Genomic DNA, 17,894 nt, shown 5'->3' with positions numbered 1-17,894 from the left:
TACGAAGCCCGGCCTCTTTTATGAATGATTGGTTTGATGCAAAAAAATAACCGACGCGTATTAAAACGTCGGTTAATGTCATTTTTTGCAAGCGGCGTATTTTGCACTAAATTGGGGAGAAATAACAAGAGATTGAAGTGGCCACAAAAGAATATTTTTTCTTAACTGATTGATTTGTCAGCAGCCGTTTTAACATACACCCCCGCAATAGCACTATTTGCTAAAATTTCATCTCGCCACCAGGCACTGGCCAACCCGGCGGTCTGTTCATTCCAGCCTATCCACACGGGTTCAAGGACAATTTGCGCAACCACTTTTTTCTCAATCAGTGCGCCGCTCTCCAGAAATCGCTGCGCCAGATAGCGCGGAATATAGCCACATCCCAGGCCGCTGATTTGTAGTTCCAGCTTGGTTTTGAAGTCAAAAACGGTAATGGCTTCCTGATCGTCAAGCACCTGAGAACCTGAGACGTTGGCATGCTGCGCATTGTCGCCCACCACAATGGCGCGAAAACGGCGAATAGTGCGACGATTCAACGGTTCCTGTTCCTGCGCCAGCGGGTGATGCGGCGCAACCACGAATACCTGTTCCAGAACCCCTAGCCGCGCAAAACCAAATTCGCTCGCTGCAGGGGGGTCATGCATGGCACCGACAATAATATCCGCCCGGCCCTGAATTAGGGCATCCCATGAGCCGCCCAGCACGCCATTGATAAATTTCAGACGCGTCACGCTGTGGTGTTGATAGAAAGACTCGATGAGTGGGGCCAGCAATGAAAAGGGAAAGGTATCATCTACGCCAATAACCAGTTCATTCTCCCAGCCTTCGTGTAGTTTAATGGCCTGCTTTTCGAGTTCACGGACGGTATGCAGCACCTCCCGCCCCTTTTCCAGCAGCATCTGTCCGGTGCGGGTGAACTTAGCCCGGTGCCCGCTGCGATCGAGTATCTGAATATTAAGATCGCTTTCCAGCTTATGGACGGTGTAGCTAAGCGCAGACGGCGTCTTAAATAATTTTGCCGACGCCGCCGCGAAACTGCCCTCTTTTTCTAAGGCATCGAGGATGATAAGAACGTCCAGCAGTGGTTTCATACTCGCCCCCTGGCGGTATACAGCGGCACTCTGCTGGCTTGTCACTCCATCGGCATCACCAGCGGATCAGGATACTGGTACTCAAACCCAAGCTCATTACAAATACGGTTGCCATCAATGACTTTACCTTTACCGTTATCCGTACCGTCGCGAAATTCCGGCGGCTCCATCCCCAACTGGCGGGCCATCTGCGGATAGAACACGTTACGCGCCGGATGCATAGGCGCACATATATTATAGATGTGTCCCCCTTTAGGCGCTTGCAGCAGTAACGTGATGGCAGAAACCACATCGTCCAGATGCACCAGATTGACGCCATGATGTCCGTCTGGCGCCGTCTTGCCGGCAAAGAAGCGACCAGGATGTCTTCCCGGACCAACTAACCCGGCCAGACGCAAAATATCCACCGACGTGCCAGGTAAATTGTGCAACCAGTCTTCAAGTTCTTTCAGAACACGACCACTTGCCGTGACCGGATTACGCGGCGTCCCCTCTTTCACTGTTCCTTGAACGTCACCATAGACTGACGTCGAACTGGTAAAAATAATCCGAGGGATCCGATACGCCAGCGCGCTGTCGACCAGTTCCTGCATTGCCTGCAGGTAAAATGCTTCCCCAGGACCGCTACGGCGTGCAGGCAGCGTAATAACCAACGCATCGGCGTCCATCAGTGCGTCTAGATCGTCAGCCTCACAGACCAGTTCAGGTTCCAGGCGCAGCGAGTAACTCTCGATACCGCTCATGCGGGCCGCTTCCACCCCATCCAATGTGGTTTTGCTGCCGGTAACCTGCCAGCCTCTCGCCGCCAGCGACATGGCTAACGGCATGCCTAACCAACCTAATCCGACAATTGCGACCTTTTTCATGCCTTCTCTCCTGACTTTTGGCCTATAACGCAAGGCTACGCCAGCCCACGGTGGCTGACAATTCATAGTATCAATATGAAATGAATTAATGATCAAAAAAAGCCCTTGCTTTCCGTAGCTAAAGTGGTTTAGGTTAAAAGACATCAAATGAATAAACATTCATCGAGAAAATTTATGACACGCGCTCAATTCAAACACCATCATCACCATCATCCTGACTAGTCTTTCAGGCGATGTGTGCTGGGAGACATTTAAATCTTCCAGCGGTGCATGAGCGTATGAGAAAGCCCCCGGAAGATTTCTTCCGGGGGCTTTTTTTTGTGCGTGACCCAAACTGATTCAGACAGGATAACGAGGAATAAAGAATGTTAGACAACACCCGTTTACGCATAGCTATGCAGAAATCTGGCCGTTTAAGCGATGATTCACGCGAATTGCTGGCCCGTTGCGGTATTAAAATTAATCTTCACACCCAGCGCCTGATTGCAATGGCAGAGAATATGCCTATCGATATTCTGCGCGTACGTGATGACGATATCCCGGGTCTGGTGATGGATGGCGTTGTTGACCTCGGCATCATCGGGGAAAACGTTCTGGAAGAGGAACTGCTCAACCGCCGGGCACAGGGTGAAGACCCTCGCTATTTTACCCTGCGTCGTCTGGACTTCGGCGGCTGCCGTCTTTCGCTGGCAACCCCGGTTGATGAAGCCTGGGATGGCCCGGCAGCGCTGAACGGTAAGCGTATCGCTACCTCTTACCCACACCTGCTCAAACGTTATCTCGATCAAAAAGGGGTGTCGTTTAAATCCTGTCTGTTAAACGGCTCTGTAGAAGTCGCTCCCCGTGCGGGTCTGGCCGACGCGATTTGTGATCTGGTGTCCACCGGCGCAACGCTTGAAGCCAACGGTCTGCGTGAAGTGGAAGTCATTTACCGCTCTAAAGCCTGCCTGATTCAGCGCGACGGCGAAATGGCCGACGCCAAGCAACAACTGATCGACAAATTGCTGACCCGTATTCAGGGCGTTATTCAGGCTCGTGAATCCAAATACATTATGATGCACGCGCCGAGCGAGCGTCTGGACGAAGTTATCGCCCTGCTGCCTGGCGCTGAGCGTCCGACCATTCTGCCGCTGGCCGGCGACCAGCAGCGTGTTGCCATGCACATGGTCAGCAGCGAAACCCTGTTCTGGGAAACAATGGAAAAACTGAAAGCGCTCGGTGCCAGCTCAATTCTGGTGCTGCCAATTGAGAAGATGATGGAGTGATAGCCATGAGCTTCAATACCCTGATTGACTGGAATAGCTGTAGCCCCGAGCAGCAACGCGAACTGCTGATGCGCCCGGCTATTTCCGCCTCGGAAAGCATCAGCCGTACGGTGGCCGAGATTCTTGAGAACGTCAAAAATAACGGCGACCGGGCGCTGCGTGAATACAGCGCGAAGTTTGATAAAACCGAGGTCGGCGCGCTGCGCGTCACCGAGGAAGAAATCCAGCAAGCCAGTAGTCGCCTGAGCGACGAACTGAAACAAGCTATGCAGGTGGCGGTGCGTAATATTGATACTTTCCACACCGCGCAGATCCTGCCACCGGTGGATATCGAAACTCAGCCGGGTGTGCGCTGCCAGCAGGTTACCCGCCCTATCGCTTCCGTGGGCCTGTATATTCCTGGAGGTTCGGCGCCGCTGTTCTCTACCGTATTAATGCTGGCGACCCCGGCGCGTATCGCCGGCTGCAAAAAAGTGGTGTTGTGCTCACCGCCGCCGATTGCCGATGAAATTCTCTACGCCGCGCAGCTGTGTGGTGTAAAAGAGGTGTTTAATGTGGGCGGCGCGCAGGCTATTGCCGCGCTGGCGTTGGGCACCGAATCCATTCCTAAGGTCGATAAAATCTTCGGGCCGGGCAATGCGTATGTGACCGAAGCCAAACGTCAGGTCAGCCAGCGTCTTGACGGCGCGGCCATCGACATGCCTGCTGGCCCGTCCGAAGTGCTGGTTATCGCCGACAGCGGCGCGACGCCGGACTTTGTTGCCTCTGACCTGCTTTCTCAGGCAGAACACGGCCCCGACTCGCAGGTTATCCTACTGACGCCAGACGCTACGCTTGCCGAAGGCGTTGCCAAAGCCGTTGAACGCCAGCTCGCTGAGCTTTCCCGCGCCGACACCGCCCGCCAGGCGCTCGCCGCCAGCCGACTGATTATCGCCAAAGATCTTGAACAGTGCGTGGCCATTTCTAACGCCTACGGCCCGGAGCACCTGATTATTCAGACCCGCAACGCACGTGAGCTGGTTGACGGCATCACCAGCGCCGGTTCGGTGTTCCTCGGCGACTGGTCGCCGGAATCGGCAGGCGACTACGCTTCTGGCACCAACCACGTTCTTCCGACCTACGGCTATACCGCGACCTGCTCAAGCCTTGGGCTGGCTGACTTCCAGAAACGGATGACTGTACAGGAATTAACCCCGCAAGGTTTCTCTGCCCTGGCCTCAACTATTGAAACACTGGCCGCTGCTGAACGACTGACTGCCCACAAAAATGCCGTTACCCTGCGCGTTAACGCCCTGAAGGAGCAAGCATGAGTACTGACAACTTTCTCAGCGTCACTGATTTAGCCCGGAAGAATGTTCGCGAGTTAACGCCCTATCAGTCTGCCCGTCGTCTCGGCGGTAACGGCGATGTCTGGCTCAACGCGAATGAATATCCCACCGCCGTGGAGTTCCAGCTCAGTCAACAAACGCTGAACCGCTACCCGGAGTGTCAGCCGAAAGCGGTGATTGAGAATTACGCGCAGTATGCTGGCGTCAAACCGGAGCAGGTGCTGGTCAGCCGCGGCGCAGATGAAGGAATCGAGCTGCTGGTGCGCGCGTTTTGCGAACCCGGTAAAGATGCCATTCTCTACTGCCCGCCGACTTACGGCATGTACAGCGTCAGCGCCGAAACGATTGGCGTCGTATGCCGCACCGTTCCAACCCTTGATAACTGGCAGCTGGATTTGCAAGGCATCGCGGACAAGATTGATGGCGTGAAGGTGGTCTACGTTTGCAGCCCTAATAACCCAACCGGCCAGTTGATTAACCCGCAGGATCTGCGTTCACTGCTCGAAATGACGCAGGGTAAAGCTATTGTGGTCGCTGATGAGGCCTATATTGAGTTTTGTCCGCAAGCCACGCTGGCAGGCTGGCTGTCTGAGTATCCGCATCTGGTGATATTACGCACGTTGTCAAAAGCGTTTGCTCTCGCCGGTTTACGCTGCGGGTTTACGCTGGCGAATGCAGAGGTTATCAATCTGTTGTTAAAGGTGATTGCCCCCTACCCGCTCTCTACGCCAGTAGCGGATATCGCCGCCCAGGCCCTGACGCCGCAAGGGATTTCCGCCATGCGCCAACGCGTAGAACAGATCCTGAAAGAACGTCAGTACCTGGTGGAAAACCTGAAAACAATTCGCTGTGTAGAGCAGGTTTTCGAGTCTGAAACCAACTATGTTCTGGCGCGCTTCACCGCATCAAGTAGCGTATTTAAATCTTTGTGGGATCAGGGCATTATCTTACGAGATCAGAATAAACAACCTTCGTTAAGCGGCTGCCTGCGAATTACTGTCGGAACCCGTGAAGAGAGCCAGCGCGTCATTGACGCCTTACGTGCGGAGCAAGTATGAGCCAGAAGTATCTTTTTATTGACCGTGATGGAACCCTGATTTCCGAACCGCCAAGTGACTTTCAGGTCGATCGCTTTGACAAACTCGCCTTCGAGCCGGAAGTTGTTCCCGTTTTGCTGAAACTGCAAAAAGCAGGTTTTAAGCTGGTTATGATCACTAACCAGGATGGGCTCGGAACGCAGAGTTTCCCCCAGGCTGATTTTGACGGTCCGCATAACCTGATGATGCAAATTTTCACCTCTCAGGGTGTGACATTTGATGAGGTACTGATTTGCCCGCACCTGCCAGCGGACGAGTGCGATTGCCGTAAGCCAAAAGTGAAGCTGGTTGAACAGTATCTGGTTGAACAGGCCATGGATATGGCGAACAGCTACGTCATTGGCGATCGGGCAACCGATATTCAGCTCGCTGAAAACATGGGCATTAGCGGATTGCGTTACCATCGCGACACCCTGAACTGGGCAATGATCGGCGAGCAGTTGACCAAACGTGACCGCTACGCACACGTTGAGCGTAATACTAAAGAAACGCAGATTGACGTCAAAGTCTGGCTGGACCGCGAAGGCCGCAGCAAAATTAATACCGGCGTTGGCTTCTTTGACCACATGCTGGATCAAATCGCCACCCACGGCGGTTTTCGCATGGAGATTGCCGTCAAGGGCGATCTGTATATAGACGATCACCACACCGTTGAAGATACCGGTCTGGCGCTGGGCGAAGCCTTAAAGCTGGCGTTAGGCGATAAACGCGGCATCAATCGTTTTGGTTTTGTACTGCCGATGGATGAGTGCCTGGCGCGTTGCGCGCTGGATATCTCCGGCCGCCCACACCTGGAATACCGCGCGGAGTTTACCTACCAGCGCGTTGGCGATCTGAGCACGGAGATGATTGAACACTTCTTCCGTTCGCTCTCCTATACCATGGGCGTCACCTTACACCTGAAAACCAAAGGGAAAAATGACCACCACCGTGTGGAGAGCCTGTTTAAAGCCTTTGGTCGTACGCTGCGTCAGGCGATTCGTGTAGAAGGCGACACGCTGCCCTCCTCAAAAGGAGTGCTGTAATGAACGTGGTGATCCTTGATACCGGTTGCGCCAACCTGCACTCGGTAAAATCCGCCGTCGCACGCCATGGATACGACCCAGTTGTCAGCCGTGACCCGGACGTAGTGCTGCGTGCCGATAAACTGTTTCTGCCAGGCGTCGGTACCGCCCAGGCGGCTATGGACCAGTTGCACGAGCGCGATCTGATTGAACTGATTAAAGCCTGTACGCAACCGGTACTGGGGATCTGCTTAGGCATGCAACTGCTTGGCCGTCGTAGCGAAGAGAGTAACGGTGTTTCCCTGCTGGGCATTATTGAGCAGGACGTTCCGAAGATGACCGATTTCGGTCTGCCTCTGCCGCATATGGGCTGGAATCGCATCTATCCGCAGGCGGGAAATCGTCTGTTCCAGGGCATTGAAGATGGCGCGTATTTCTACTTTGTACACAGCTACGCTATGCCGGTAAACCCGTGGACCATCGCCCAGTGTCATTACGGCGAACCGTTTACCGCGGCAGTACAAAAGGACAATTTCTTTGGCGTGCAGTTTCACCCGGAACGTTCGGGCGCGGCTGGGGCGCAGTTGCTGAAAAACTTTCTGGAGATGTAATGATTATTCCGGCATTAGATTTAATCGACGGCACGGTGGTGCGTCTTCATCAGGGCGATTACGCAACGCAACGTGATTACGGCAACGATCCGCTCCCCCGTTTGCAAGATTACGCCGCTCAGGGGGCCGAAGTACTGCACCTGGTTGATTTAACCGGCGCGAAAGACCCGGCGCAGCGCCAGATCCCGCTGATTAAAACGCTGGTCGCTGGCGTCAATGTTCCGGTACAGGTTGGCGGCGGCGTGCGTACGGAAGCAGACGTGGCGGCGCTGCTTGACGCTGGCGTGGCGCGCGTGGTGGTGGGGTCGACGGCGGTAAAATCTCCCGAAGTCGTCAAGAGCTGGTTTGCTCGTTTTGGTGCCGACGCGCTGGTGCTGGCACTGGACGTTCGTATTGACGAGCGTGGGAACAAACAGGTAGCGGTTAGCGGCTGGCAGGAAGATTCCGGGGTTTCACTGGAAGAACTGGTTGAGACCTATTTACCCGTCGGCCTGAAGCACGTGCTGTGCACCGATATTTCCCGCGACGGTACGCTGGCAGGTTCAAACGTCGCGCTTTATGAAGAAGTGTGCGCCAAATATCCGCAAGTGGCGTTTCAGTCATCTGGTGGTATTGGTGGAATCGAGGACGTAGCGGCCCTGCGCGGGACCGGTGTTCGTGGAGTTATCGTCGGACGAGCCTTGCTGGAAGGTAAGTTCACCGTTGAGGAGGCCATTCAATGCTGGCAAAACGCATAATTCCTTGTCTGGACGTCCGCGATGGGCAGGTAGTAAAAGGCGTTCAGTTCCGCAATCACGAGATTATTGGCGACATTGTCCCACTGGCAAAACGCTATGCCGATGAAGGCGCAGATGAACTGGTGTTCTACGATATCACCGCTTCCAGCGATGGCCGCGTAGTGGATAAAAGCTGGGTATCACGCGTGGCGGAAGTGATCGATATTCCGTTCTGTGTTGCCGGTGGCATTAAATCCATCGACGATGCGGCACGTATCCTCTCTTTCGGGGCGGACAAAATCTCCATCAACTCCCCGGCGCTGGCCGAACCGGAACTTATCACCCGTCTGGCAGATCGCTTTGGCGTGCAGTGCATCGTGGTGGGCATTGATACCTGGTATGACGCCGACAGCGGCAAATATCACGTTAATCAGTATACCGGGGATGAAAGCCGTACCCGCGTCACGCAGTGGGAAACACTGGACTGGGTGCAGGAAGTCCAAAAACGCGGCGCGGGCGAAATCGTCCTGAACATGATGAATCAGGACGGCGTACGTAACGGTTATGACCTGGAACAGTTGAAAAAAGTGCGCGACGTCTGCCATGTACCGCTGATTGCCTCCGGCGGCGCGGGCACTATGGAACATTTCCTGGAAGCTTTCCGGGACGCCGACGTTGACGGCGCGCTTGCCGCCTCCGTCTTCCACAAACAAATTATCAATATTGGCGAATTAAAAGCGTACCTGGCAACACAGGGCGTGGAGATCAGGATATGTTAACGAAGCAACAATGCCGCGAGCTGGACTGGGAAAAAACCGACGGGCTGATGCCAGTCGTCGTGCAGCATGCGGTTTCCGGTGAGGTGCTGATGCTGGGTTATATGAACCCGGAAGCGCTGGATAAAACGCTCGAAAGCGGCAAAGTGACCTTTTTCTCGCGGACCAAGCAGCGCCTGTGGACCAAAGGAGAGACCTCAGGTCACTTCCTGAATGTGGTGAGCATTGCGCCTGACTGCGACAACGACACTCTGCTAGTGCTGGTTAACCCGATTGGCCCGACCTGCCATAAAGGGACTTCAAGCTGCTTTGGCGACGCCAGCCACCAGTGGCTGTTCCTGTATCAGCTTGAGCAACTGCTGGCCGAACGTAAAACCGCTGACCCAGCCAGTTCCTACACCGCGAAACTGTATGCCAGCGGCACCAAACGCATCGCACAGAAAGTGGGTGAAGAAGGCGTAGAAACCGCGCTGGCTGCGACGGTGAACGACCGCTTTGAGCTGACAAACGAAGCCTCTGATCTGATGTATCACCTGCTGGTGCTGCTGCAGGATCAGGACCTTGACCTGACGACGGTGATTGAGAATTTACGTAAGCGTCATCAGTAAGTTGCAGAGCAGATATGAAAAAACCGGGCACTGCCCGGTTTTTTGTTGTCAGGTTCAGGTTTACTCTGCTTTTGCGTTGTAACCACGCAGAGCATTTCGCCCCAGCACCACACCGGCACCAATCATCCCACCAAGCAGAACCGCCAGCACGAGGGTAATCGCTTTTTTCGGGCTGTCACGACGAATCGGTAACGTTGGTTTCATCACATAGCGATAGGCGTGTAACTCGGCCCCCTCAAGCTTAAGATTTTCGATATCCAACAGCTTTTGCTTAGTCTGAAAGTAGTTGTCAGATAATATCAACGGACGCGTAGATTCGTGTTCAATCATGGACTTCAGGGCATCACTTCCCAACAGGAACATACTGTCCTGCGTAACATCCTGAGTTTGCTGAATCTGCGGCTTGGTCACACCCGCCTGCAGTGCATAACGCAGCGCTTCCTGGATTTGCTTGATTCGCAGATCTTTTTGCTCCTGAGCGACCACTTCCTGAGTTTTCAGAGAGTCTTGCAACGTAGTTGTTTGCAATTTGATGTTATCAACCAGGTCAAGTTCCAGCTCTTTGGCAACCTTTTCATCTGTTTGTTGAATGTATTCGGCGAGCTGACGCTGAGCGTCTTCTGGTGAACCACCCACATAAGAAACCGCCAACGGTAATGGTTGCCCTTTTACAGACTGCTCAATCGATAGTTTTTCAGGCTTTTCCTGATTATCCAGCATTTCCGCCAATGCGGATAAAGAGGTGCTGAAACGACCGATCACATTTTCCTGAAGTTCAGTAGCCTTAGGCGCACTGGCACCATACAACACATTGAGGGCGTTGTTATATGTGGCTATCTGTCCGACATCAGGTTGAGTGATAATGGCTGTTGAAGTCCATTTCTCCTTAGCAACTGCCAGGTAGCCCACAGCAAGCACTATGGCAATAACAATCGCAATAACGATTGTTACTTTCCCGCGCCACAACTGTACCAGTAAATCAATCAGATCAATCTGTTCCGGATTATGACTGCGCCCGGACATGTTATTATCACTTACAGACATAGAAACCCTAGATAAGGAAAGTCTTAAACTGGGATTAGTTTAGCTATAAATTGAAGCAATGCCATAGGATTAATGATAAAAAATCAAATTGTTTGAGGGATTTTGATTGGTATTTCAATCACTACTGAAAATCAATACGATTAAACAAAAGTGTAATTACTCAAAGAACACTTTCATGAGCAAAAAAACAGCAACAATCAGATTTCATGTCCGCCAATCGTTGCCCTTTACAATTCATTTTAATGAATCCATGTCATGAATATTTACCGTCTGACCAGTAAAAATGGTAAGCGTAAAAAATATAACAATTAGCTTTTTTACCATCTAACGGTATCATTCCACTTTTTAGTAGCACCTGTTGGTGCCTGGCTATTATTTAGCCAAAAAGAGGAATAAACATGAAATACCTGGTTACGGGTGCCGCTGGTTTCATCGGCTTCCACGTTAGCAAACGCCTCCTTGAGGCTGGCCATCAAGTAGTCGGTATTGATAATCTGAACGATTACTACGACGTCAGTCTTAAACAAGCTCGTCTGGAATTACTGGCACAGCCTGGTTTCCATTTTCATAAAATTGATTTAGCCGACCGCGAAGGCATGGCTGAACTCTTCACATCCGGGCATTTTGAACGTGTCATTCATCTTGCCGCACAGGCTGGCGTACGTTATTCACTCGAAAACCCGCATGCCTATGCAGACTCAAATCTCACAGGCTTTCTGAACATACTGGAAGGGTGTCGCCATAATAAAATTCAGCATTTACTCTATGCCTCATCCAGTTCAGTTTACGGCCTGAATCGCAAAATGCCTTTCTCTACGGATGATTCCGTCGATCATCCCGTGTCGCTGTATGCAGCAACCAAAAAAGCCAACGAGCTGATGGCTCATACTTATTCCCACCTGTACGGATTGCCCACCACTGGGTTGCGTTTTTTCACCGTGTACGGTCCATGGGGTCGACCGGATATGGCGCTGTTCAAGTTCACCAAAGCGATGCTGGAAGGGAAAAGTATTGACGTCTATAACTACGGAAAAATGAAGCGTGACTTTACCTATATCGATGATATCGCAGAAGCAATCATTCGCCTGCAGGATGTCATTCCACACGCAGACACACAGTGGACGGTTGAGACAGGTACGCCAGCAGCCAGCATTGCGCCCTGGCGCGTCTACAATATCGGCAATAGTTCACCGGTTGAGCTAATGGACTATATCCAGGCTTTGGAAGATGCTCTGGGTATTGAAGCGAAGAAAAACATGCTACCACTACAGCCAGGTGATGTACTGGAAACCAGCGCAGACACTAAAGCACTGTATGAGGTAATTGGTTTTAAACCTGAAACCACGGTAAAAGATGGGGTGAAGAACTTTGTTGACTGGTACCGTAATTTCTACAAAGTTTAATTACTGACCTGATTAAAATAAAAAGGCCTTCTATAAGGCCTTTTTTATGGAGACGAGATTAATCACTACCAAACAAATCGCGGGTATAAACTTTATCGGCAACATCAGCTAATTCTGACGTCATGCGGTTAGAAATAATAATATCCGCTTCATTTTTGAACGAATTAAGATCACGCACTACCCGAGAGTGGAAAAATTCATCTTCCTCCATCACGGGTTCATAAATAATAACGGGCACACCCTTGGCTTTAATGCGCTTCATGATGCCCTGAATAGATGATGCCCGAAAATTATCGGAACCACTTTTCATGATCAAACGGTACACGCCGACCACCTTAGGCTTACGCGCAAGAATAGAATCTGCAATGAAGTCCTTACGCGTACGGTTCGCATCAACAATCGCGCCAATAATGTTATTCGGTACAGACGCGTAGTTAGCCAGCAACTGCTTAGTATCTTTCGGCAGACAGTAGCCGCCATAGCCGAATGACGGATTGTTGTAGTGATTACCTATACGCGGATCCAGGCATACACCTTCAATGATCTGTCGGGAGTTCAGACCAAGACTTTCAGCGTAGCTGTCCAGTTCGTTAAAGTAGGCCACGCGTAACGCCAGGTAAGTATTAGCGAAAAGCTTAATGGCTTCGGCTTCGGTCGAGTCGGTAAATAATGTCGGGATATCTTTCTTTACCGCCCCTTCCTGCAGCAATCTCGCAAAACGCTCGGCTCGTTCTGAACGTTCACCAATAACGATACGGGACGGATGCAGGTTGTCGTATAGCGCACGACCTTCACGCAGGAATTCTGGCGAGAAAATAATATTATTAGAGTTGAATTTTTTACACATTTTCTCAGTAAAACCAACTGGAACTGTCGATTTAATAACCATTGTTGCAGATTTATTTAATTCAATAACATCTTGAATAACAGACTCCACAGAAGATGTATTAAAATAGTTTGTCTTCGGATCATAATCAGTAGGTGTTGCAATTATTACATAATCAGCATCAGTGTAAGCTTTGCATTTATCTAGAGTAGCATTGAAGTTAATTTTTTCAGATTGTAAAAACTGCTGAATCTCATTATCAACTATAGGTGATATTCTTCTATTTAAAGCATCAACACGTGATGGCACAATGTCCAACGCAACAACCTGATGATGCTGTGCAATGAGCAGAGCATTGGATAAACCAACATATCCAGTACCGGAAACAGCTATTTTCATTTTATGCCTCAGAATAAAATCAACCATCAATAATATAGCATTCACTTCCTAACAAAAGCAAACAATGCTAACTCAAAAATAAAAACAAAGCCAATAAAAGCTGAATAAATCAGATAATACTTATCACAAAAAAAGATATCAGAGTAATGGGCAGTTGAAAAATACGTAAAACAAGTATTGAAATTCAAGAGCATTTATTCGTCCTTGAAAAATAGACTTCACTTATCAAGCGATTATTAAAAATCAATAAATCAATATAAATATCCCAAAAGCCCTAGGGGTTCCATAGGTTAAGAGGTAGGTTAAGCACATCTAATTTACGAGAGGGAAAACGCCTAAATTATTTTAATAAATCTGCATAACATTCCTCAAAAGTCCATCATGAACACAATTAAATCGACAAACCCTACAAAGTGTGGTAACCGCTTAGAAAGAATACAATCTCACTTTTCTTGTAAGCATAATTAAGATCATAATCGTAACCATTTTAAGCCTTAGACTCACTAATCCGTAGGCAAAAACTGCTATAGTAAGACGACTGTTAAAAATATTTTTTGATGCTAAAATATCTATACTGCCTCTTCTATTTTCTGTTTTGTGCTGAACATCAAGCTAGCGAATCGGAGAGTGGCTAAAATAATAGTTGTTTTCCTGATGAAAATAGAAGCCTAGTAAAAATTGAGCGGAGAAATAAAATGGGACAATTTTCAATCATATCAAAAAAAGCACAAATAGGAATAAATGTTACAATTGGTGATTTTGTAACCATACATGACAATGTCGTTATTGGTGACAATTGCATCATCGAATCCTACACTGAATTAGGTGTTCCAAACCATCTTTCAAATGGTGACAACTTAATCATAGGTAAAAACTCGCATATTAGGTCTCACAGCATTTTTTATGAAGGCTCCATATTTGGTGATGGATTAATTACTGGTCACCGGGTAACTGTTAGAGAAAAGACTAGGGCCGGAAAAGGATTTCAAATAGGAACACTCTCAGACATACAGGGCCATTGTAATATTGGTGATTATGTAAGGACCCACAGTAATGTACATATTGGACAACATAGTGAAATAGGTAATTTCGTATGGATTTTTCCCTATGTAGTTTTAACTAATGACCCACATCCACCGAGTAATGTTATGCTCGGAGTTACGCTAGATGATTTTTCAGTTATAGCAACAATGTCTGTAATATTACCTGGGGCACATATTGCCAAGGGTGTGTTAGTAGGTGCCCACTCATCAATATCTGGTAAAACAGAAGAAGATATGATCTATTCTGGTAGTCCCGCCAAATGTATAGGACCAACCAGTAAGCTAAAATTACGTGATGGCTCTAGAAAACCAGCATATCCTTGGCGTAAACATTTCACGAGAGGTTACCCAGAACACGTCGTCGATTCATGGAATAAAGAGGAATTTTAAATGTATAAAATAGAAGATATTTCAATTGGTATGTCTGCATCATATTCACAAACAATAACCGATGCTGATATAAAGGCTTTTGCTGGGATATCAGGAGATAGAAATCCAGTACATTTAGATGAAAAATATGCCGAATCCTCTCGTTTCAAAAAAAGAATTGCACATGGCATGATAAGTGCGGGTTTCTTCTCTGCGCTTTTTGGAACTAAAATACCAGGAGAAGGCTGTGTATATGTTTCACAAAACCTTAAATTTAGAAAACCTGTTTATATAGGCGATACGGTAGTTGCTACCATTGAAGTTAAAAGCATAGACATTAGTAAAAGACGTGTTTTTTTTGATACTTATTGTAAGGTCGGAAAATCAAAGGTAATAACGGGAGAGGCTGAAATATATATACCAGAACAAGAATAGGATAATCCCTAATATCTAGAGAAAAGATTATTAAACCCTTTTTGTCAGTTGCCGGCATTTATACCTGGCAACTGACAAATTACAATACCAACAATTCAAAATATTATATTAAATGCTCTATGATATGTCTGTTTGACAATGATATAAAAATACAAGGCGTTGATTAGACTTTAGAATACACAAACGTTGGAACAGTTTCAAAAACTCGTTAAAATCATTCTTATAAACTTCATAATAGAGCATACATTTAATTATATAAATTAAGAATTAGATAAATAATCACTATCGCCAAAATTAACTTGATGACCGATAAAAAAACGTATCCAAGAGTAGAATAAACTTGGATACGCTGACTAGCTAAAACTGCTACTAGTTAATAAATTAATCCAGCCATTCAGTGTGGAACACGCCTTCTTTATCGGTGCGTTTATACGTATGTGCACCAAAGTAGTCGCGCTGGGCCTGGATCAGGTTAGCCGGCAGTACCGCAGAGCGGTAGCTGTCGTAGTAGGCTACCGCTGCAGAGAAGGTCGGTACCGGAATACCGTTCTGCACAGCATAAGCCACTACGTCACGCAGTGCTTGCTGATATTCGTCAGCGATATTTTTGAAATACGGAGCCAGCAGCAGGTTCGCGATGCCTTTGTTTTCAGCATAGGCGTCGGTGATTTTCTGCAGGAACTGCGCACGAATGATGCAGCCCGCGCGGAAGATCTTCGCGATTTCGCCGTAGTTCAGATCCCAGTTGTATTCGTCAGATGCGGCACGCAGTTGAGAGAAGCCCTGGGCATAAGAGACGATTTTGCCCAAATACAGCGCGCGGCGTACTTTCTCAACGAACTCGGCTTTATCGCCAGCCAGTTGAGCCTGCGGGCCGGACAGTACTTTAGATGCCGCAACGCGCTGGTCTTTCAGAGAAGAGATATAGCGAGCGAATACGGATTCAGTGATCAGCGACAGCGGTTCGCCCAGATCCAGAGAGCTCTGGCTGGTCCATTTACCGGTACCTTTGTTCGCCGCTTCGTCCAGGATCACATCAACCAGGTATTTACCCTCTTCATCTTTTTTGGTAAAGATGTCTTTAGTGATGTCGATCAGATAGCTGCTCAGCTCGCCTTCATTCCACTCGGTGAAAGTAGTTGCCAGCTCTTCGTTAGACAGGTTCAAACCGCCTTTCAGCAGAGAATAGGCTTCAGCAATCAGCTGCATGTCTCCGTATTCAATACCGTTATGCACCATCTTCACATAATGGCCTGCGCCATCAGCGCCGATGTAAGTTACGCACGGTTCACCATCTTCGGCAACAGCGGCAATCTTGGTCAGGATAGGGGCAACCAGCTCATACGCTTCTTTCTGGCCACCAGGCATGATAGATGGGCCTTTCAGGGCGCCCTCTTCACCACCGGACACGCCGGTACCGATGAAGTTAAAACCTTCTGCGGACAGTTCACGGTTACGACGGATAGTGTCCTGGAAGAAGGTGTTACCACCATCAATGATGATGTCGCCTTTATCCAGATACGGTTTCAGGGAATCAATGGCAGCATCGGTGCCAGCACCCGCTTTCACCATTAACAGGATACGACGTGGGGTTTCAAGAGACTCGACAAACTCTTTCACCGTGTAATAAGGAACCAGTTTCTTACCCGGGTTCTCGGCAACAACTTCTTCAGTTTTCTCGCGGGAGCGGTTGAAGATGGAGACGGTATAACCACGGCTTTCGATGTTGAGCGCCAGGTTGCGCCCCATCACTGCCATACCGACGACGCCGATCTGTTGCTTGGACATTACATACTCCTGTCAGGTGTGGTCACCGCGGCAGAGCGCGGTTCAAAAGTCGTGTTATAATAACCCATGTAAATACATCATAGAAAGTAGCTTCTGCGCTCTTTAATCAGCGATTGATTTTTATCTTTCCTGGCTATCTCTCGCGAAGTATACATCCTCATACTTCATAGCTATTTTATCCCAACAGTACAGCTCATCAGCTATAAGCTTCATATTAACTGCACATTTTTCATCATCCAAGACACCTGATTCAGCATCTGACAACAAGCCAAGTAGCTGTACAGAATTAGCGAAATAAAATGCGCGTTCGTCAGTGGTATATCGGTTGAAGGTACAATCGAATGCAAAAACTGGCTTGGCAAAATGCATAATCTCTACCAGCGAAGGGTTTGTTCCTCCCGCTGAGTGACCATGAATATATGCACGGCAATTACTTCTGAGCTTAAAAAGTTCATCCAACTCATATACTGGTTTAATCATTTCAATATTACTAAAAGACGAATACTTGCTCAGAAGATTTTTCCCGTATTCACTAGCTTCCCAGTTACCGATAAACTTGAGTCTCTTATTTGAACCAGAAAATGCTTCAAGTATCATATCAATATTATTTTCTGGTTCAATCCGACACAAAGATAAGTAATATTCATCAGTCGAAGGAGTATCGTTATAATTTGTCGTTTCTACACAAAGTACATGATCTCCCCCATAGGCTATTGTTTTTGCCTCAACGCCATAACATTGTTTAACATATTTAGTAATTTGCATGTTATCAGCAATAACAACATCTGAAAATTTTACTGCAAACCATTCAGATAACTTCAAGAATCTTTTTACATTGGTTGACCATTTATTTCGTTTCCACTCCATCCCGTCAATGTTAGTTATAATTTTTGCTTTTGTAAAAAATTTCAGTATTGGTAAAATCGTACAGCCAGAAACACCCAAGATTAATATTACATCTGATTTACGCGCCTTGAATAAAGAAATAATATCATATGGAATGCTTTGCAAGCCATTTGCGCGCAGGTTAACATATTTTAATGATGCATTATTATAAGTTTTCTTTTGAACTTCGTATAATGGCGAAGAACAGTAAACAACATAATTGCATTCAGGAGAAGCATGTTTAGTAAGATTTTCCACTAATGTTTCAAATCCACCATAACATGCCGGAATTCCAGCTGCGCCAACTACTGACACTGTTTTCTTCATGAGTAAAAGTACT

Annotated in this window: 17 protein-coding genes, 1 pseudogene and 1 other annotated feature; of the genes and pseudogenes, 12 read left to right on the top strand and 6 right to left on the bottom strand. The window is 48.2% G+C overall.

Going from position 1 to position 17,894, the window contains the following annotated elements; translation table 11 throughout:
* Positions 1–106 precede the first annotated feature (106 nt).
* Both OGV98_RS06380 and OGV98_RS06375 read right to left on the bottom strand, forming a co-directional pair.
* Positions 107–1,091 (bottom strand): annotated as a pseudogene (locus OGV98_RS06380) (LysR family transcriptional regulator).
* 41 nt (positions 1,092–1,132) lie between these two features.
* Complete coding sequence (locus OGV98_RS06375; RefSeq protein WP_003030163.1) at positions 1,133–1,957, bottom strand: SDR family oxidoreductase; 825 nt, start codon at positions 1,955–1,957, stop codon at positions 1,133–1,135.
* 174 nt (positions 1,958–2,131) lie between these two features.
* On the opposite strand from OGV98_RS06375, the gene hisL reads away from it, so the two are divergent.
* From hisL to hisIE, 9 genes are all read left to right on the top strand, one after another.
* Positions 2,132–2,179, top strand: coding sequence for a his operon leader peptide (gene hisL, locus OGV98_RS06370; protein WP_100250077.1), 48 nt, complete (start codon positions 2,132–2,134; stop codon positions 2,177–2,179).
* Positions 2,155–2,277 (top strand) — a sequence feature (His leader region). (Overlaps the previous gene by 25 nt.)
* 45 nt (positions 2,278–2,322) lie before the next feature.
* Positions 2,323–3,222 carry an ATP phosphoribosyltransferase gene (gene hisG, locus OGV98_RS06365; protein WP_003030161.1) on the top strand — a complete coding sequence of 300 codons (900 nt, stop codon included), beginning with the start codon at positions 2,323–2,325 and terminating at the stop codon, positions 3,220–3,222.
* Between the two features lie 5 nt (positions 3,223–3,227).
* On the top strand, positions 3,228–4,532 hold the full coding sequence (gene hisD / locus OGV98_RS06360) for a histidinol dehydrogenase (protein WP_138828683.1): 1,305 nt from the start codon (positions 3,228–3,230) through the stop codon (positions 4,530–4,532).
* Positions 4,529–5,608 (top strand): histidinol-phosphate transaminase, encoded by a 1,080-nt coding sequence (gene hisC / locus OGV98_RS06355; protein WP_138828684.1) that lies wholly within the window; start codon positions 4,529–4,531, stop codon positions 5,606–5,608. Before hisD ends, hisC begins: the two co-directional genes overlap by 4 nt.
* Positions 5,605–6,672: a bifunctional histidinol-phosphatase/imidazoleglycerol-phosphate dehydratase HisB gene (hisB, locus tag OGV98_RS06350; protein WP_000080054.1), complete on the top strand. Its 1,068-nt coding sequence runs from the start codon at positions 5,605–5,607 to the stop codon at positions 6,670–6,672. Before hisC ends, hisB begins: the two co-directional genes overlap by 4 nt.
* Positions 6,672–7,262: an imidazole glycerol phosphate synthase subunit HisH gene (hisH, locus tag OGV98_RS06345; RefSeq protein ID WP_202581176.1), complete on the top strand. Its 591-nt coding sequence runs from the start codon at positions 6,672–6,674 to the stop codon at positions 7,260–7,262. The genes hisB and hisH overlap by 1 nt, the downstream gene beginning before the upstream one ends.
* Positions 7,262–7,999 (top strand): 1-(5-phosphoribosyl)-5-[(5-phosphoribosylamino)methylideneamino]imidazole-4-carboxamide isomerase, encoded by a 738-nt coding sequence (gene hisA / locus OGV98_RS06340; protein WP_016153557.1) that lies wholly within the window; start codon positions 7,262–7,264, stop codon positions 7,997–7,999. The genes hisH and hisA overlap by 1 nt, the downstream gene beginning before the upstream one ends.
* Positions 7,981–8,757: an imidazole glycerol phosphate synthase subunit HisF gene (gene hisF / locus OGV98_RS06335; RefSeq protein ID WP_049002716.1), complete on the top strand. Its 777-nt coding sequence runs from the start codon at positions 7,981–7,983 to the stop codon at positions 8,755–8,757. Before hisA ends, hisF begins: the two co-directional genes overlap by 19 nt.
* Positions 8,751–9,362 (top strand): bifunctional phosphoribosyl-AMP cyclohydrolase/phosphoribosyl-ATP diphosphatase HisIE, encoded by a 612-nt coding sequence (gene hisIE, locus OGV98_RS06330; protein ID WP_003838954.1) that lies wholly within the window; start codon positions 8,751–8,753, stop codon positions 9,360–9,362. Before hisF ends, hisIE begins: the two co-directional genes overlap by 7 nt.
* Positions 9,363–9,422: 60 nt before the next feature.
* On the opposite strand, the gene wzzB is transcribed toward hisIE, so the two are convergent.
* Complete coding sequence (wzzB, locus tag OGV98_RS06325; RefSeq protein WP_138828685.1) at positions 9,423–10,406, bottom strand: LPS O-antigen chain length determinant protein WzzB; 984 nt, start codon at positions 10,404–10,406, stop codon at positions 9,423–9,425.
* Positions 10,407–10,804: 398 nt separating this feature from the next.
* Between wzzB and OGV98_RS06320 the strand changes: the two genes are divergently transcribed.
* Positions 10,805–11,809, top strand: a complete 1,005-nt coding sequence (locus tag OGV98_RS06320; protein WP_202581175.1) for an NAD-dependent epimerase — start codon at positions 10,805–10,807, stop codon at positions 11,807–11,809.
* A 58-nt stretch (positions 11,810–11,867) separates the two neighbouring features.
* Here the strand turns inward: OGV98_RS06320 and ugd are convergent, their stop codons facing one another.
* The gene (ugd, locus tag OGV98_RS06315; RefSeq protein WP_138828687.1) at positions 11,868–13,034 is read right to left on the bottom strand and encodes a UDP-glucose 6-dehydrogenase; all 1,167 of its coding nucleotides are present in this window, start codon (positions 13,032–13,034) and stop codon (positions 11,868–11,870) included.
* Positions 13,035–13,729: 695 nt separating this feature from the next.
* Here ugd and OGV98_RS06310 point away from each other — a divergent pair.
* Positions 13,730–14,467, top strand: a complete 738-nt coding sequence (locus tag OGV98_RS06310) for an acyltransferase (protein ID WP_003838946.1) — start codon at positions 13,730–13,732, stop codon at positions 14,465–14,467.
* Positions 14,468–14,881 carry a MaoC family dehydratase gene (locus OGV98_RS06305; RefSeq protein WP_003838945.1) on the top strand — a complete coding sequence of 138 codons (414 nt, stop codon included), beginning with the start codon at positions 14,468–14,470 and terminating at the stop codon, positions 14,879–14,881.
* A 381-nt stretch (positions 14,882–15,262) separates the two neighbouring features.
* Here the strand turns inward: OGV98_RS06305 and gnd are convergent, their stop codons facing one another.
* A complete protein-coding gene (gene gnd / locus OGV98_RS06300; RefSeq protein ID WP_032943921.1) occupies positions 15,263–16,669 on the bottom strand; it encodes an NADP-dependent phosphogluconate dehydrogenase in 1,407 nt (468 codons plus the stop codon).
* Positions 16,670–16,789: 120 nt separating this feature from the next.
* Entirely contained in the window at positions 16,790–17,881 is a 1,092-nt protein-coding gene (locus OGV98_RS06295) for a DUF1972 domain-containing protein (RefSeq protein ID WP_003838940.1), read from the bottom strand.
* Positions 17,882–17,894 lie beyond the last annotated feature (13 nt).

Origin of the sequence: Citrobacter sp. Cf136 (genome assembly GCF_030333815.1) — a bacterium.
In the GTDB taxonomy this organism is placed as follows: domain Bacteria; phylum Pseudomonadota; class Gammaproteobacteria; order Enterobacterales; family Enterobacteriaceae; genus Citrobacter; species Citrobacter freundii.
Note: the sequence above shows the minus strand (reverse complement) of the source record. Positions and strands in the feature narration are given on the sequence as shown.

Excerpts from the sequence above, each read along its gene's own strand:
- OGV98_RS06310 (WP_003838946.1), top strand. The coding sequence starts at position 13,730 with ATGGGACAATTTTCAATCATATCAAAAAAAGCACAAATAGGAATAAAT.
- OGV98_RS06305 (WP_003838945.1), top strand. The coding sequence starts at position 14,468 with ATGTATAAAATAGAAGATATTTCAATTGGTATGTCTGCATCATATTCA.
- hisF (WP_049002716.1), top strand. The coding sequence starts at position 7,981 with ATGCTGGCAAAACGCATAATTCCTTGTCTGGACGTCCGCGATGGGCAG.
- OGV98_RS06295 (WP_003838940.1), bottom strand. The coding sequence starts at position 17,881 with ATGAAGAAAACAGTGTCAGTAGTTGGCGCAGCTGGAATTCCGGCATGT.
- hisG (WP_003030161.1), top strand. The coding sequence starts at position 2,323 with ATGTTAGACAACACCCGTTTACGCATAGCTATGCAGAAATCTGGCCGT.
- hisH (WP_202581176.1), top strand. The coding sequence starts at position 6,672 with ATGAACGTGGTGATCCTTGATACCGGTTGCGCCAACCTGCACTCGGTA.
- hisB (WP_000080054.1), top strand. The coding sequence starts at position 5,605 with ATGAGCCAGAAGTATCTTTTTATTGACCGTGATGGAACCCTGATTTCC.
- hisC (WP_138828684.1), top strand. The coding sequence starts at position 4,529 with ATGAGTACTGACAACTTTCTCAGCGTCACTGATTTAGCCCGGAAGAAT.
- wzzB (WP_138828685.1), bottom strand. The coding sequence starts at position 10,406 with ATGTCTGTAAGTGATAATAACATGTCCGGGCGCAGTCATAATCCGGAA.
- ugd (WP_138828687.1), bottom strand. The coding sequence starts at position 13,034 with ATGAAAATAGCTGTTTCCGGTACTGGATATGTTGGTTTATCCAATGCT.
- hisD (WP_138828683.1), top strand. The coding sequence starts at position 3,228 with ATGAGCTTCAATACCCTGATTGACTGGAATAGCTGTAGCCCCGAGCAG.
- hisA (WP_016153557.1), top strand. The coding sequence starts at position 7,262 with ATGATTATTCCGGCATTAGATTTAATCGACGGCACGGTGGTGCGTCTT.
- hisIE (WP_003838954.1), top strand. The coding sequence starts at position 8,751 with ATGTTAACGAAGCAACAATGCCGCGAGCTGGACTGGGAAAAAACCGAC.
- OGV98_RS06320 (WP_202581175.1), top strand. The coding sequence starts at position 10,805 with ATGAAATACCTGGTTACGGGTGCCGCTGGTTTCATCGGCTTCCACGTT.
- OGV98_RS06375 (WP_003030163.1), bottom strand. The coding sequence starts at position 1,957 with ATGAAAAAGGTCGCAATTGTCGGATTAGGTTGGTTAGGCATGCCGTTA.
- gnd (WP_032943921.1), bottom strand. The coding sequence starts at position 16,669 with ATGTCCAAGCAACAGATCGGCGTCGTCGGTATGGCAGTGATGGGGCGC.